The sequence below is a fragment of the Stenotrophomonas sp. SMYL89 genome (assembly GCF_036319985.1).
GTDB lineage: Bacteria > Pseudomonadota > Gammaproteobacteria > Xanthomonadales > Xanthomonadaceae > Stenotrophomonas > Stenotrophomonas maltophilia_Q.
The window spans coordinates 171,426-186,520 of the sequence record NZ_JAWIRW010000007.1 but is presented as its reverse complement, the minus strand read 5'-3'; the positions used below and the strand labels follow the sequence as shown (position 1 = coordinate 186,520).

The following is a 15,095-nucleotide window of genomic DNA, read 5'->3' as shown; positions in this document are numbered from 1 at the left end:
TTATACGTGCGGAACGGGTTTGCCAAACCGATTGTCAACCGGCGTGCTGGGCAGCAGCATGAACACCAGCACGGCCAAGCCGGCAAACGGCACCAACATCAGCAGCAGCCACCAGCCCGAACGATCGGTGTCGTGCAGCCGGCGAATGGTCACCGCGATCAGTGGCAGTGCCAGTGCCAGCCATACCGCCACTGTCAGCCCGGATGAAACCAACGCCAGCGATGTGGAGTTGATGTGGCCGGCAATGAGGCCCAGTACGTTCAACGGAACCGTAAACATCATCATGAACAGCTGGAACCACCAGTACTCGCTGCGGCTGGCGCGCCCAGTGAACTGGGTATAGCGCTTCAGCGGAACCATCATCTTGTGCATCTACTTTTCTCCTTTGGGGCGGTGAAAACACTGGTCACGATTGGCGGGTTCAGATCCGTCTGCCGACTGGCAGAAGGATCTGAACCCGACCGCCACGGCACTCAGGGGTAATCGGCCATCAGTACGGCTTCGCCGACAATCGCGCCGGCCACCAGCGCGTCGGCGTTGCGGGCATAGCGCGCGCTGAGCGGAATCGGGTTGCTTCCGGTCTGCGCCATGCCGTACGACCAGGGCGTGCCCAGCTGCACCGGCAGGCCATTGCGCAGCAGTTCGATCTGCACGCCTGCGGCATCGCTGCCAGGTGCGGCGGCAAGCATGCTGCCGCTGCCGCCGGGCACATGCGCGTCGGTCAGGGTCAGCTCCACCGGCACGTTGTCGTGGCTGCAGGCCATGTTCACCACGAAGTCCTTGTCGCCCGCCGAACTTCCGGCACCTGCCAGTGCATTGGCGGGTACATCGTCCAGTGTCAGCGTGGCGCCTTGCACCGCGCAGTCGCGTATCACCGAGACATCGAACCCGAGTTCAAGCGTGCCTGTGCCCACCAATGAAGGATTGCTGCGCGGGCGGATGCGCAGTTGCGAGGTACGCGAGATCGCTTCGCTCTGTACGTTGCGACGCCCGGAGACCGACAGTTCGGTCAACAGCTTCGCCCGCGACGAAGCAGGAACGGTCAGCACCAGGCTTTGCCCACTCATGGTGAACGCCACGCCGTTGGCAATGCCGCCGCGCTCCTCGTACACGCCCAGCAGTACCAATGGTGAAGTATCAGACGCCTGGAACTTGCCGAAGGTCAGGCCGCGGTACTCCACCGTGCCCAGCAGCGTCATCGGGGTATCGAACTCCACCTCGAACTCCAGCGGCGCAGTGTTCGGGCAGCCACTGAACTCGACACCGGCCGCGCCAAAGGAGTAGTCGAACGATTCGCGCTCGTTCAACACCACCGGATACATCGTGCTGGCAAAGCCATCGGTCACGGCAGTGCAGGCCCAGGCGGCACCCGCTTCAAACAGGAAGAGCGTCGCGACCAGACACAGCAACGGCGCCCAGTGCCACGGGCGTGCAGGCTTCATCGGCTGACCGCTGCCTGCTGCTCGCGCGGCGCGCCGTAGTCATCCAGCCAGGTAAAGGTCACCGACGCCGGCATCGCCGCACCCTCCGGCAGCGCGAAGCGCGCGCTCTGGCCCGGCGCGATCATGTCCACGTCCACGCTGCGGCCATCGGCCAGTTTCAGCGTGCTCAGCGTCACGTGGTAGGCGCTGGGGTTACTCACCTGTAGCGCACCACCGTCAGCGCGCCATTGCAACTGTGCGGCCGCATCGCGCGCGCTGCCGGGCAGGCCGGCGGGGCGATGGAACAGCTTCACCCGTGTGCGCACGGCGAACTGCAGCAGGTTCTTGTCGGCGACGTTGGCGGGCTTGGGCGGAATGTCCAGCAGATTGAAGTAGAAAACCGATTCACGGTCGGTCGGCAGCGGTGCCTCCGATGGACGCGGCGCGTAGGTGATGCGATAGGCCTGGCCCTGCTTGGATTGCAGCAGGCGTGGCTCGGCGGGGGTCAGCCGGAACGGCGTACGCACATCTTCCGGGCGCGACTGCGCGTTGCCATCGTCAATCCAGACCTGGGTCATGGCCGGCAGCTCGCCCACGTTGCTGGCGCGCACGGTGGTGTCGCGGCCCTTGCCGGCGTCGTACACGATACGCGTACCCTGCAGCGTGACCGCCGCGGTAGCAGGCAGCGCAACGGCCATCGCCAGCGACGCGCACAGCCACGTCGATGCGTGGTGCTTCATGGGAAACCTCTTGATGATGAAGATGGCCGCCTGGCGCATCCGTGCGCCGGGCGGCCAGGGGCTTACTTGTAGACCACCACGAAATCGCCGGAGGCGTTGGCGGTACCCTGTGTCGCGTTCTGGCCCGGCGAGGCATACCACGCGCTGTAGTCCAGCTGGCCAGTGCCGCCGGCGGCGATGGTGACCCACTGGGTCGGGTCATCACCGATCTTCTGGTGGTTGCCGGCGCCGTCATACAGGGCCACGCCCACGTTGGTGGCGCCGGACGCGACGGTCAGTGCAAGGTTGCCGGTGCTGCCGTCCGGGGTGCCGCCGAAGCGCACGCCCACATCCTGCTCGGCACCCGAGCCGGTGCAGTCCAGCGCGATGGTGAAGTTCTTCTGGCCAGCACGGGTGTTGGCGTTCACCGAAGCCAGATCGACCTGGCCCATCGGCACGGTGATGGTGCCGCCAGCGGAGCCGACCGAGCAGGTCGACGGCATCAGCTCACCGGTGATTTCCAGTGATTCGGCGTACGCGGCCGGCGCAGCGGCGGCGAGCAGGGACAGGGACAGCAGGCGCAGTTTCAGGGACATGCGAAGTTCTCAACGGAGGGAAGGATGTGCATTGGCCGCGCAGCAGCCAGCGGTGCGTAGTCTCCGCGCTTGCTGTCGCCGGGTGAATGCAACAACTTGCAAATGCACTTGCATGGCGGAAGACCTCCACGCAGTTGCGTCATCACGCACGCGAGGCGGCTGTTCGTGCCCGTTGTTGGCGGAGCGTGGGTTGTCGCCGACACTGGTGCAGATGCGTCAGGCGAAATGCAACAAGTTGAATGTCATTGGCAAGAGCACACTCCTAGTCTGGCGTCCCCCCACGAAGCCGCCGCGTGCTCACGCGGCCACCCGCCACATGCAGTTTCCGACTTCCGCCGCATCGCGGTGGGCCGGCGCAATGCGCCCGGTGAAACCCGTTCCCCTGGCACGTGCCATCGGTACCGCGCTGCTGGCGGGTCTGCCCGCCCTTGCTGTTGCCGCCTCACCCGCACCCGAGTTCAGCGAAGGCTTCCTGCTTGGCGGCGAGGCCATCGACATGGCGCGCTATGTCAACGGCAATCCGCTGCCTGCAGGCGACTACGCGGTGGATGTACATGTGAACGGCCAGTTCCTGCGTAGCCAGGACATCCGCTTCGCCATCGACCAGGACCCGCACGTGGCGGTGCCGTGTATTCCAGTGTCGCTGGTTCGCCTGCTGCCGCTGAAGCCGGAATACCTGGATGCGCTGCCCGGCAATGCAGCGGCCTGCGTCGATCTGGCAGAGCGTGTGCAAGGCGCACGCGTCGCCTTCGACAGCGGCACCCTGGAACTGTCGATCAGCCTGCCGCAGGCCGCACAGGCCAGTACCGCACGCGGCTTCGTGGCGCCGGAGCTGCGCGACGACGGCATCACGGCCGCGTTCGTGAACTACAGCGGCAATCATTACCGAAGCCAGGGGCGTGAGAGTTCCTACCTGGGCCTGAACGCAGGGTTCAATGCCGGGGCCTGGCGGCTGCGTCATCGATCTTCCTTTACACACAGTACGCGTGGCTCGAACTACAACGTCATCAGCAGCCACGTGCAGCGCGACATTCCGGCCTGGAACAGCCAGCTGCTGCTGGGCCAGGGCAATACCGGTGGCGAGCTGTTCGACAGCGTGGCCTTCACCGGTGTGCGCGTGGCCAGCGATGACCGCATGCTGCCCGATTCGCTGCGCGGCTATGCGCCGAAGGTGCAGGGCATCGCCGAAGGCGCGGCACGTGTCACCATCCGCCAGAACGGCAACATCATCCACGAAAGCAACGTGGCGCCCGGTCCATTCTCCATCGAGGATCTGTACCCCACCAGTTTCGGCGGCGACCTGGAGGTCACGGTCACCGAGGCCGATGGCCGCGAGCAGCGCTTCAACGTGAACTTCTCTGCAGTGCCACAGGCGCTGCGCGCAGGTGCTTCGCGCTTCGCGTTCACCGTGGGCGAGCTGCGCGACACCCAGCGCACCCTGCAGCCGCTGCGCTTTGCCGAAGGCACCTACGCGCGTGGCATCAGCAACGGCCTTACCCTGCTGGGCGGTACGCAGGTCGGCCAGCACTACCAATCGCTGTTGTCGGGCGCGGCCATCAACACCCGTATCGGCGCCTTCGGCGTAGACGTCACCCATTCGCGCGCCAACTTGGCGCCGGGTGAGCGCATGTCCGGCAACAGCTTCCGGGTGAACTACCAGCGCTATGTGCAGGCCACCGGCACCAACTTCGGTCTGGCTGCCTACCGCTACAGCACGCGCGGCTTCCTCAGCCTGAACGACACCGCGCGCGTGCTCGGCGGCGGCGCGGTGGACGAATGGGGTTACGGCTTTCGTGCACGCGAGCGCTACCAGCTGAATTTCTCGCAGAAGCTGGGAGAGCGCACCACGCTGCACCTGAGCGGCGGCCAGGTCGCCTACTGGGACAGCAGCCGCAGCCGCAGCGACCTGCAGCTGAGTGTGCAGACCAGCACGCGGCGGGCGAACTACGGGCTGTCGGCCCTGCGCTACCAGCAGGGCGATGGACGCCAGGACACCCGCTATGCCTTCACCCTGAGCGTGCCGCTGGGCCGCACCCATCATGCGCCGCGCATGAGCACCCAGCTCAGCCATGCCGGCAGTGGCGGGCAGGCCCAAGCCACCCTGACCGGCAGCCTGGGTGAATCGCGCGCGCTCAGTTACACGCTGTCCACTACCCAGGGCAGCGGGCAAGGCAGCCACAGTGCCTACGCCGCGTGGCAGGGCGGGCGCGGCCACGTCGATGCCGGCTACAGCCGCGTGGGCGACTACAGCAGCCTGTCGCTGGGCGCCTCGGGCAGCGCGGTGCTGCATGGTGGTGGCATCAACCTGGGCGCACCGGTGGGCGATGGCTTCGCGCTGGTACAGGCACCGGGCGCGCAGGGCGCACGCGTGGGCAGCAGCACGGGCGTGCGCGTGGCCGGCAATGGCTATGCACTGGTGCCGCACATCAGCCCGTACCGCTGGAACACGCTGGATCTGGATCCGTCTGGCCTGCCGATGGAAGTGGAACTGTTGCAGACCTCGCAGCGCGTGGCGCCGACCGCTGGTGGGATCGTACGGGTGCCGTTCGACGTGCGCCGTGAGCGCACGCTGTTCATCGACGCCACCGATGCGCTGGGCCAGCCGCTGCCATTCGCCGCGCAGGTACACAGCGAAGACGGCTTGCCGTTGGGTGCGGTGGGGCAGGGTGGGGTGATCCAGCTGCGTGGCGCGCAGGATGCAGGTGCCTTGATTGTCGACCCCGAAGGCGCGGCGCGTTGCCGCATCGAGTACCGAATGCCCGATGCTCCCGACGCCTACGGGCTGTCGTGGAGCGTGGGCGAGTGTGTTCCGCAGCGTCTGGCGGCGGCCAGCGCTTCGCTATGAGTAAGCCGCCGCGTACTTTCAATCCTCGTCAGGAGAATTCCATGAAAGCTTCACTAGTTGCCTGTATCGTCGCGATCACTGTCGGCATGCTGCCCGCCGTGGCCTCGGCCGACTCCGCCACGCTCACCATCAGCGGTCGCGTGCTGCCGGGTACCTGCACACTGGCGGCGCCACCGATCACACTGGACTCGATCAAGGCCGATGAGCTGGTGGTTGGCAACAATGGGCTGAAAACCAGCGCGCTGAACTTCACCGGCTGCGTAGGTGTAAGCAAGGCGGTCTTGTCGTTCAGCGGCACGGCGGCCGATGGCGATGCGCAGCGCTGGAAGAATACCGCCAGCACCGACCCGGCAGCGGGCGTCAGCGTGGCCCTGCTGGCCGGTGCCAGCGGCAACACCTACCTGAAGAACGGCGACACCGGTATTGAAGTGCCGGTCACCGGCGCCACCGCCAGCTACCCGCTGCGTGCCGGCTACTACGCCACCGCGTTGACTGGCCTGCAGGCCGGCGAAGTGCGCACCGAAATCACCGTTACCGCAGACTACGAATAACGCGCCGCGCGCCGCCCCATCATAGAGTCGAGCTTGCTCGACTGCCTTCCGCGGTGTCTGCGAAGTCGAGCAAGCTCGACTCTACAGCGCGGCGTGCAACTGCACGTCCACATACTCGGCCAACCCCCGGCATGGCAGCAGCAGCCCTTCGCGCACACCATCTGCGGGCGTTTGCGCTGCTGCACCGGTCATGGCTGGCGATTTGGCCACCGATGCAGTGCAGCTGGGTAGTGCTCGGGCCGCTGTCCTGTTGGCCCTGCGCGCGCATGACCGTCGCGGCACACTCACGCTGGAAGACGGACGCAATGCATGGGTGCGTGTCGCCACGCTGAGCAACAATGCATACGAAAGCGGCGCGGCGGTACAGCTGGGTAGCGATGTGCTGCAATCGAGTCATGTGCTTATGGGCGTGATGGTGGGCAGCAGCCGCAGCGATGGTCACGTGGTTTCCACGGCGTCTGGTCGCGGCGGGAAGGAACGCGTGCAAGGAACTACGGTCGGCGTGTACGGCACTTGGCTGCAACAGGCAGATGGCGCGGCTGGAGCCTATCTCGATGCCAGCCTGCAGGCGGCGCAGTTCCGCAGCCATGTGTACGGCGCGAGCCTGACATAAGCGGCCCGCGACTCGCGGCCATGGCTGGCGTCGCTGGAAGGCGGCTTCACATTCAATTTGCGTAGGGGCGCACGTTGGCCATTGCAGCTGCAGCCGCAGGTGCTGTTGCGGCATGCCGACGGCATGGAGGCCGGTGCGGGGGCTGCGGGTTTCCACCTGGCATGAGGGCCAGCGCAGCCTGCTGCAACCCTATGCGGCCGTGTACTGGCTGAGCGGCGACATGCACGATTCTCGGAAAAGCGATCGGCGTGAACTGCAGGCGGGTGTCGATCTGCAGTGGGGCGTGCGCCGGGGCGCCTGGGCGGGCCTGAACGCGGAGCACGGTGGTCGCGGCCAGCGTAGGATCTCGGCGCAGATGGGCCTACGCATGGCCTGGTAACCGCTGTGGCGTTGATCTGGCAGAACCGCAACCAATTGCATGGCACTGGCCAGTAAGGCCCGGCACCATGCGCAGCGACTGTTGGCCATCTACAACTCATCGGCCGCCAGCTTCGCGGCGCATTGTGGGTCGCGACCACCTAACAGTGATTACACCCCGCCCGTTACCGGGATGCAGCAGGAGACAATTCATGCTTACCACCGATCTTTCCCTGCGCAGAAGGAATGCGCGGATTCGACGCTTCGCCGTTCATTGCAAGCAAGCTTTCGGGATGCTGAAGCTGCCTTGCAACGGCCTACTTCGAGTGCTGCGGCAACCGCGCAGTTCCGTGTCTTGCGTCAATCCTTTGAAGGGTGGGCAGCGGGCATCGTTTGCCGCGCTGACAGCCGTGGCTGGACTGGTCGCGTGTACCACCGTGCAGGCCTGCTCCACCGTGTCGAGGGAGATTCCCATTGATGAAGACGTCACGGTGAACTACGTCAGCGAGCCGGATGCCTTCTTGACCAATGTCCACACAGGCCGTAACGGCTTATTCACCGGCTGCAGAGCAGCGACGTATGACGTGAACATCCAGGCGAATCTGCCTGGGCTTACCTATGTCCGGGACGTTGAATTGTTTGGTCTGTCGGTTCCCGCGTACGAGTTGCACCCGGGATCACCGCTGGTGGGCATCGTTGCGATCATTGAGAACAGTGGCTCCCCAACTGGCCGACTCCCGCTTTCGATGGGGCCCAACACAACGCAGTACACCACCAGGTCCGGCTCGTTCGGCCTCGATTTCAGGCTGTACACTAGGCTTTTCGCTAGGGGCGGACCAACCAGTGGCGCTCCCTATGGAAATCTGGGCACGATAGAGATTACCTTGCAGCAGGCGCCTGGGCTGTCGGTAACCGTTCCGGTCAGTCTGGGCATACAGATGCGTTCGCCGACGTGTACGATCGGTGACAACTCGGTGGTACTTGACAATGTTTCCGCTGATGCGCTGCCTGCGGTAGGGCGCCCGATCGGCGAGAAGACCTTCAACATGCAGATGAATTGTCTGACGGCAGGTGCCAATGTCACGTTGCAGATTGTGGACGCGCTCGATTCCGGTAACGTGGGCAGCCGGTTGACACCGACGTCGGACTCCGATGCGCGGGGGGTGGACCTGGAGCTGTTGCGGGGTGGTAATGCGGTGAGGTTTGGCGAGACCTGGGATCATGGTCCGTCACGGGTGGGTATGCAGAACATTCCCTTCAGCGCGCGTTACGTGCGCAATGCAGAAGCATTGGAGCCTGGTGAGATCAAGGGGCAGGCAACGCTGAGCCTGGACTACAACTGACCTTCATCTGTTTGACGTACTACCAACTGGTAACGGTCTGTCAGGGCATTGATTCTGGATCTCCCCTGAGTAACTCTCATCGCTGACGTAATCGTCCATTGAGCTCAGGGTTGGGGATAGCAATGCTGGCCCCTCCCTTGTCGCCGATTGCCTTCTCCGTATGTCTGCCTTCATTCGTCCACACGCTCCCGCCATCGATGGCGGGAGCGCATTGGCCGTGCTGGCCGTCATTGTTTTTCATATCGATGCTGCGTGGCTGCCCGGTGGCTTCACCGGCGTGGACATGTTCTTCGTCATTTCCGGCTTCGGGATCAGTCAGGCGCTGGCGTCGCGTGGCTCCCAGCCCACGGCCCGTCTGCTGCTGGATTTCTATCGACGTCGCGCGCTGCGGCTGTTGCCGGTGCTGCTGCTGATGCTGCTGGCCACCTTCGTGCTGTCGGCCCTGTTCATTCCGCGCGCATGGCGCAACGAGCAGTTCGACCAGACCGGCTGGGCCGCGTTGGCCGGGCTCAGCAACATTGTCCTGGCCGGCCAGGACGATGACTATTTCTCCCCCGGCGCAGAACTGAATCCGTTCCTGCATACGTGGACATTGGGTGTGGAAGAGCAGTTCTATCTGGTCTTCCCGCTGGTGTTCATGGTGTGGCTGCGCGGCCGCGGGTACTGGTGGCGGACACCTGCGTTGTTGCCGGTACTCACCGGGCTGTCGGTGCTATGGGCGGGCTGGCAGGCGCAGGTGGCACCGACATCGGCGTTCTACCTGGTTCTGGGAACTGGCGGCCGGCGCGCTGCTGTACCAATGGACGCGGACGCGCGTGGATAGCCGATATGCGCATCTCGTGGCGACTGCAGGTCTGGCGTTGCTGGTGGCCGGCGGATGGATGGCCCGGCATCTGCCCATGCCGATGCCGGGCGTGCTGGCCACCGTGGTCGGCACGCTGCTGCTGTTGGCAGGCGTTTCCCGACAGGCAGATGGTGGTATCGCCCGGGTTCTGGGCTGGTCGCCGCTGGTGTATCTGGGCCGCCTGTCGTACTCGCTGTATCTGTGGCACTGGCCGCTGCTGGTGCTGCTGCGTTGGACTTATGGGCTGCAGGGCGCGGCATTGTGGCTGTACCCAGTGCTGCTGCTGGCGGTGTCGGCTGCGTCTTATCACTTGGTCGAGCAGCCGCTGCGGAACGCCGGGCCATTGCTGCGTTGGGCGCCGATGAAGACGCTGGCATCGGCGGGGCTTCTGGTGGCGCTGTGTGGCGTGGCCACGTAGGCCAGCGTGGAACATCAGGAGCGCATCTCGCTGAGTGTGACCCGTGACAGCCATGCCTGGTAGGCGCGCCGCTACCCGGCCTGGCGGCCGCTGGAGCCGGTCGCGGCACCGAACCTGGACGGACGTCGCCTGTTCGTTGCCGGCGATTCGCACGCCGCTGCATATCGCACCATGACCAGCATGGTGGCGCGCCAGACCGGCATGGAATTGCATCAGAGCGATCAGGGCGGCTGCAGCTTCGTGAACCTGCTGCGGGCCAGCCCGGCCGCCTGCCAGGGCTTTATCGAGCAGGCGCTTTCGCAGATCGAGCGCGAGGCGCGCCCGGGTGACATCGTGCTGCTGGCGGCATTGCGCACGCCCGAACTGCGGGGCATCGATTGGTCGCAGCAGGACGATGAGACGGTCTACCGCACCTTGCTGACCCAGCAGACGCCGGCCGACGCCCAGGCCGCACGCGAGGAAGCCGAGCGCGTGCTGCAGCGGCTGCAGGTGCTGGGCGTGCAGGTGGTGATCGACGCACCGATGCCGCTGTTCAAGGCCGGCGCCTATCGGTGCTCGGACTGGTTCAACCGCATGAACCCGGCGTGTGCCGGTGGATTGCAGATGCGCCGCGCCGACCTGGAGAGGCTGCGTGCACCGCAGATGGCATTGCTGGTCGATCTTGCCGCGCGCTACCCGTCGCTGGCCGTGTGGGACCCGCTGCCGCTGCTGTGCGGGCCCGAGGTTTGCCTGGCAGTGGAAGATGGCCAGCCGCTGTTCTTCGACAACGACCATTTGAGCGGACACGGCAACCGCGTGTTGCTGCCGCACTTCCGTCAGCTGCTGATCGACACCGTAGAGTCGAGCTTGCTCGACTGATCTTCCTGTAGAGCCGAGCCATGCTCGGCTGCTCTTGAAACGGCGGTCTCAACTTGCAAGCGCAACACTTGAATTGAACTTTGCGAATTCCTCTTCCACCGCTTGATTCGGCGTCTTCCAGCCAAGCGTCTGTCGCGGACGTGCGTTCATCAGGTCGGCAACGTTGTTGAGATATTCCTGGCTGGCCTTGGACAGGTCAGCGCCCTTGGGCATGAACTGGCGCAGCAGGCCATTGGTGTTCTCGTTGCTGCCGCGTTGCCACGGCGCATGTGGGTCGGCGAACCAGAGATCGATGTTCAGCCGTCGCATGAGCTCCTTGTAGCAGGTCATCTCGGTGCCGCGGTCGTAGGTCAGACTTCCAAGCAGAAAGTGAGGCAGCTTCTTCATCTGCCGCGTAAAGCCTTCCAGCGCGTCCTCTGCAGTGCAGCCATCCATCCTGCACAGCAGGACGAAGCGCGTCTTGCGCTCCACCAGCGTGCCCACGCAGGAGCGGTTGAACGCGCCCTTTATCAGGTCGCCTTCCCAATGCCCCGGTATCAAACGCTCAGCCACTTCTTCCGGCCTGTGGGCGATGCGAAGCTCCTCAGGCACCCATGTGCGCTTGGCGGCACTGGTGCGACGCAGACCACGCGTTGGCTTGTGCTGGCGCAACGCTTCCACAAGCTCTTTCTTCAAACCACCGCGCGGGTGCGCGTAGATGGCAGCGTAGATCGTCTCGTGGCTCACGCGCTTGCTCGGGTCATCCGGATGCATGACCCGAAGCTTGGCAGCAATCTGCTGAGGCGACCAGCGATAGAAGACCAGATCGTCACGAACACTCTGGAAAAGTGCGCTGCTCTCCACCAGCTTTCGCCTGCGAACGCTGCGCTTTCGGCGCAGCTGGTAACGCTGCCCTGCGAGCCTGGCAACGTATCCCGGGTGCTCCTGCCGGCCCAGTTCCCGCGACAGGGTGGAAGCGCTGCGACTGAGACGCCTGGCAATGGAATGAATGCTGGACCCGTTGCTGACTTCGATCTGCAGCACGGCACGTTCCTCGGAACTCAAATGACTGTAATGCTTTCCCATGCGGGCACCCTACGCGGTTGCGGGGTGTTGCATGGCGGTGGCATCAATCTGGGGGCACCGGTCGGCGATGGCTTCGCGCTGGTACAGGCACCGGGCGCGCAGGGGGCACGCGTGGGCAGCAGCACGGGCGTGCGCGTGGCCGGCAATGGCTATGCACTGGTGCCGCACATCAGCCCGTACCGCTGGAACACGCTGGATCTGGATCCGGCCGGCCTGCCGATGGAGGTTGAACTGCTGCAGACCTCGCAGCGCGTGGCACCGACCGCCGGTGGCATCGTGCGCGTGCCGTTTGAAGTACGCCGCGAGCGCACCCTGTTCATCGATGCCACCGACGCGCTGGGCCAGCCGTTGCCGTTTGCCGCGCAGGTGCATAGCGAAGATGGCCTGCCGCTGGGCGCAGTGGGGCAGGGCGGGGTGATCCAGCTGCGTGGCGCGCAGGATGCAGGTGCCTTGATTATCGATCCCGAAGGCGCGGCGCGCTGCCGCATCGAGTACCGCATGCCTGACGCTCCGGACGCCTATGGGCTGTCGTGGAGCGTGGGAGTGTGCGTTCCACAGCGTCTGGCGGCGGCCAGCGCGTCGTTGTGAGCATCCATTACGGTCGTTCATCCCCAATCAGGAGAATTCCATGAAATCCTCGTTTCTCGTCTGCGCCTTGGTAGCCTGCGCTGGCATGTTTCCTTCCGTCGCCCTGGCCGACACCGCCACCCTCACCATCAGCGGCCGTGTGCTGCCTGGCACCTGCACCCTGGCGGCACCGCCGATCGCCCTTGATCCGATCAAGGCCGATGAACTGGTGGTGGGCGACAACGGATTGAAGGCTGGCGTGCTCAACTTCACCGGTTGCGTAGGCGTGAGCAAGGCGGTGCTGTCCTTCAGCGGCACGGCGGCCACAGGTGATGCCGAGCGCTGGCAGAACACGGCCAGCACCGACCCCGCAGTGGGTGTGAGCGTGGCCTTGCTGGCGGGTGCCACGGGAACGACCTATCTGAAGAACGGGGATACCGGTATCGAGGTGCCGGTGACCGGTGCAACGGCGAGCTTCCCGCTGCGCGCGGGCTACTACGCAACCGCGTTGACCGGCCTGCAGGCAGGTGAAGTGCGCTCGGAAATCACCGTCACTGCCGACTACGAGTAGAGTCGAGCTTGCGCGGCTGCGTTGTTGTAGAGTCGAGCCATGCTCGGCTGAGGCGCGCAGGGGCCGTGATGTCTCGAAGGCTCGCCTCCACAAGCGACGTGAAGCTGCACATCTCTCACCACGCGCGCGTATGCGCGCGACCCGCGAATGCCACGAATCGCCGCTCGCCGTACTTCGCAACAAGTTGCATGGTCCTGCGCCCGTTTGAACTGCACCATGCATTGCTTCGACCTTTCACCCCGGAGCCATCATGTACGTTGTTCCCAACGTCGCGCGCGCACTGACGCTGGCCGGACTGACGTCGTTCGGCTTTGCCGCGCATGCGGCGTGCGTGCCCAATGTTCCAAGCGTCACCTACGCACAGACCGTGCCGGTGCGCTTCGTGCCTGAGCCAGATGTTTTGCTGCATGTGGCGCACAGCTCCGCCATCAACTATCAGTGCGACGCTGAAGAGTCGGCCACCTTGCGCGCAGCGCTGAGTGGATTGACCTACGTGAGAGACATTAACGATGAACCTGCATACGAACTGAGCCCGGACTCTCCGCTGGTTGTCGTGTACTTCAGCAACTCTCCAGACAATGGCGCTGAAGGTGTTGGCGGTGCGATCGATGCATTGCGTGATAATTCCTGGTCATTCGAGGCTGCTGGAAACTACATGGAAGCCGAGCTGTACTTCTATTCCCGCGGTGGCCCAATGCGACCGCAGACACAGCGCCGACTTGGCTCGGTACAGGTGCTCGGCTCCGGCTCGGCCGAGTTCCATTTCGAGTTGGGCTATGAATTCCAGGGCACCACCTGCGCGTTGATGGATGCCAGCCCCGTGCTCGACCCCATCAGCGCCGATGCGCTGGACGCCACTGGTAGCGGTGGCGCGAAGGACTTTACTGTGCAGATGGACTGCGGTGTTCCCGGCCGTCCGGTGTCGTTGGAAATCTACGATGCCACCGATCGCAGCAACATGAGCGACATTCTGGCGCCCGCGGCCGGTTCCAGTGCGCAGGGTGTGGGCCTGCAGGTGCTGCACAACGGTCTGCCGTTGCCGATGGGACGGGTGTGGGCGCATACCGATTCCACCGGCGCCAGTGAACGCATCCCGTTCACTGCGCGCTATATCCGCCTGGCAGGTGAGCCGTTGCTGGCCGGCGAGATCATTGGCCAGGCGGTGCTGGTGGCCAACTATTATTGAGCGGAAGTCGCTTGGTGCCTTCGCACCTGCGCCAGCTGCCGATTGACCCCGCGGAAATAGCGCGCTGGTGCAGCCGACGTAGAGCCGAGCCATGCTCGGCTGCGCGCGTAGCGCTGCTTCATCGCGAGACGACAGGCAGGAAAGCAGCCGGGCATGGCTCGGCTCTACAATGCAGCGTGCAGCTGCGCATCCACATATTCGGCCAGCCCACGGCACGCCAGCAGCAATCCCTCGCGCGCGTCATCGCCTACCTGCTGGCTGACCTCACCATCCACGCGCACGCGTTCTGTAGCGTGCAGCAACTCCAACAGAAACGTCAGCCCGGCATTGGCGCGGTCGATGCGCGCCAGTGCCAGCCGCTGCCCCGGCGTGCGGCCTTTGCCAGGCCACGGCTGTCCATCGGCGGCGTCGCCCTGGCGGATGTGCTGCAGGCAGTGCAGCAGCGTGATGGTGCCGGGCTCTTCGCCTTCCTGCAGTGCGGCGAAGGTGCTTTCGAGCGTGCGCGCCAGGTCGTCAGGCAGGCGCGTGGCGGCCTCGCCCAAGGTGGCAAACAGGTGGGGATAGTGGGAAGTGGTCATGGCGGCGTCCTTGTGTGCGAAGCAAGGGGCCACCCCGCTTAACAGCGAGGGTGGCGGACGGTGCGTGGTTCCAATACCGGTGATTAGTGTCGCCAAATGCCGGCGGGCACGAGGCCCCCACGCACCGCCCGCCAAAGATCCGCGGACAGAATGCCTGCCGACGCCACCCAGGCACGAGGGAAGGCGGTGACGCCGGCAGGCAAGCGTAAACGACACTAATCAAACGGGATTGGAAGCCCGTGCCACCCGTCGTCGGTGGCATCTACATCTTGCGCACGTAGGTGCTGCTGTACCAATGAGGAAAGTTTCAAATTCAAAATTGTTGCAATCTGCATGCAGGCGCAGTGTGGTCGCGCATTGTGAGGCGAATGCGTCAGCATTCGCGCAGCGTCCTTGTGGAGCCGAGCCGATGCTCGGCTCACAGCGCGAAGCGCAGCGTTCTTCGTGATCTGACCGGAAAGCAGCCGAGCATGGCTCGGCTCTACAGAAGGCGGAACGTGCAATGGAGGCTGCGCGGAAGCCCCTTGTAGAGCCGAGCCGATGCTCGGCTTACTGCGCGAAGC

Annotated in this window: 17 protein-coding genes; 11 read left to right on the top strand and 6 right to left on the bottom strand. The window is 64.7% G+C overall.

Features of this window, described 5'->3' with window-relative positions; translation table 11 throughout:
• The 4 genes from V3B41_RS11400 to V3B41_RS11385 all read right to left on the bottom strand — a co-directional run bounded on the left by V3B41_RS11400 (window position 1) and on the right by V3B41_RS11385 (window position 2,736).
• A complete protein-coding gene (locus V3B41_RS11400; protein ID WP_049429502.1) occupies window positions 1-372 on the bottom strand; it encodes a DUF805 domain-containing protein in 372 nt (123 codons plus the stop codon).
• A gap of 101 nt (window positions 373-473) precedes the next feature.
• Window positions 474-1,442: a fimbrial protein gene (locus V3B41_RS11395; protein ID WP_238378673.1), complete on the bottom strand. Its 969-nt coding sequence runs from the start codon at window positions 1,440-1,442 to the stop codon at window positions 474-476.
• Window positions 1,439-2,161: a molecular chaperone gene (locus V3B41_RS11390; RefSeq protein WP_100443859.1), complete on the bottom strand. Its 723-nt coding sequence runs from the start codon at window positions 2,159-2,161 to the stop codon at window positions 1,439-1,441. The genes V3B41_RS11395 and V3B41_RS11390 overlap by 4 nt, the downstream gene beginning before the upstream one ends.
• 62 nt (window positions 2,162-2,223) lie before the next feature.
• A complete protein-coding gene (locus V3B41_RS11385; protein ID WP_049429503.1) occupies window positions 2,224-2,736 on the bottom strand; it encodes a fimbrial protein in 513 nt (170 codons plus the stop codon).
• Between the two features lie 394 nt (window positions 2,737-3,130).
• On the opposite strand from V3B41_RS11385, the gene V3B41_RS11380 reads away from it, so the two are divergent.
• The 8 genes from V3B41_RS11380 to V3B41_RS11345 all read left to right on the top strand — a co-directional run bounded on the left by V3B41_RS11380 (window position 3,131) and on the right by V3B41_RS11345 (window position 10,565).
• Window positions 3,131-5,581 (top strand): fimbria/pilus outer membrane usher protein, encoded by a 2,451-nt coding sequence (locus tag V3B41_RS11380; RefSeq protein WP_329861128.1) that lies wholly within the window; start codon window positions 3,131-3,133, stop codon window positions 5,579-5,581.
• 41 nt (window positions 5,582-5,622) lie between these two features.
• Window positions 5,623-6,132, top strand: coding sequence for a fimbrial protein (locus tag V3B41_RS11375; RefSeq protein WP_329861101.1), 510 nt, complete (start codon window positions 5,623-5,625; stop codon window positions 6,130-6,132).
• Between the two features lie 190 nt (window positions 6,133-6,322).
• Entirely contained in the window at window positions 6,323-6,745 is a 423-nt protein-coding gene (locus V3B41_RS11370; RefSeq protein WP_049429505.1) for an autotransporter outer membrane beta-barrel domain-containing protein, read from the top strand.
• 112 nt (window positions 6,746-6,857) lie between these two features.
• Window positions 6,858-7,124 carry an autotransporter outer membrane beta-barrel domain-containing protein gene (locus tag V3B41_RS11365; protein WP_329861099.1) on the top strand — a complete coding sequence of 89 codons (267 nt, stop codon included), beginning with the start codon at window positions 6,858-6,860 and terminating at the stop codon, window positions 7,122-7,124.
• Window positions 7,125-7,314: 190 nt separating this feature from the next.
• Window positions 7,315-8,445 carry a fimbrial protein gene (locus tag V3B41_RS11360; RefSeq protein ID WP_238378674.1) on the top strand — a complete coding sequence of 377 codons (1,131 nt, stop codon included), beginning with the start codon at window positions 7,315-7,317 and terminating at the stop codon, window positions 8,443-8,445.
• A gap of 217 nt (window positions 8,446-8,662) precedes the next feature.
• On the top strand, window positions 8,663-9,268 hold the full coding sequence (locus V3B41_RS11355; protein ID WP_329861126.1) for an acyltransferase: 606 nt from the start codon (window positions 8,663-8,665) through the stop codon (window positions 9,266-9,268).
• On the top strand, window positions 9,219-9,707 hold the full coding sequence (locus V3B41_RS11350; protein WP_295546771.1) for an acyltransferase: 489 nt from the start codon (window positions 9,219-9,221) through the stop codon (window positions 9,705-9,707). Before V3B41_RS11355 ends, V3B41_RS11350 begins: the two co-directional genes overlap by 50 nt.
• A gap of 171 nt (window positions 9,708-9,878) precedes the next feature.
• A complete protein-coding gene (locus tag V3B41_RS11345) occupies window positions 9,879-10,565 on the top strand; it encodes an SGNH hydrolase domain-containing protein (protein ID WP_238378675.1) in 687 nt (228 codons plus the stop codon).
• Window positions 10,566-10,613: 48 nt separating this feature from the next.
• Here V3B41_RS11345 and V3B41_RS11340 read toward each other — a convergent pair whose 3' ends face one another.
• A complete protein-coding gene (locus V3B41_RS11340; RefSeq protein ID WP_197650621.1) occupies window positions 10,614-11,630 on the bottom strand; it encodes an IS30 family transposase in 1,017 nt (338 codons plus the stop codon).
• Here V3B41_RS11340 and V3B41_RS11335 point away from each other — a divergent pair.
• The 3 genes from V3B41_RS11335 to V3B41_RS11325 all read left to right on the top strand — a co-directional run bounded on the left by V3B41_RS11335 (window position 11,610) and on the right by V3B41_RS11325 (window position 13,954).
• Window positions 11,610-12,218 (top strand): fimbria/pilus outer membrane usher protein, encoded by a 609-nt coding sequence (locus V3B41_RS11335; RefSeq protein WP_238378676.1) that lies wholly within the window; start codon window positions 11,610-11,612, stop codon window positions 12,216-12,218. The genes V3B41_RS11340 and V3B41_RS11335 overlap by 21 nt on opposite strands.
• Before the next feature lie 85 nt (window positions 12,219-12,303).
• Window positions 12,304-12,768 (top strand): fimbrial protein, encoded by a 465-nt coding sequence (locus tag V3B41_RS11330; RefSeq protein WP_100443766.1) that lies wholly within the window; start codon window positions 12,304-12,306, stop codon window positions 12,766-12,768.
• A gap of 250 nt (window positions 12,769-13,018) precedes the next feature.
• A complete protein-coding gene (locus tag V3B41_RS11325) occupies window positions 13,019-13,954 on the top strand; it encodes a fimbrial protein (protein WP_295546745.1) in 936 nt (311 codons plus the stop codon).
• Window positions 13,955-14,118: 164 nt separating this feature from the next.
• On the opposite strand, the gene V3B41_RS11320 is transcribed toward V3B41_RS11325, so the two are convergent.
• Complete coding sequence (locus V3B41_RS11320; RefSeq protein ID WP_049428915.1) at window positions 14,119-14,532, bottom strand: hypothetical protein; 414 nt, start codon at window positions 14,530-14,532, stop codon at window positions 14,119-14,121.
• Window positions 14,533-15,095: the final 563 nt, after the last annotated feature.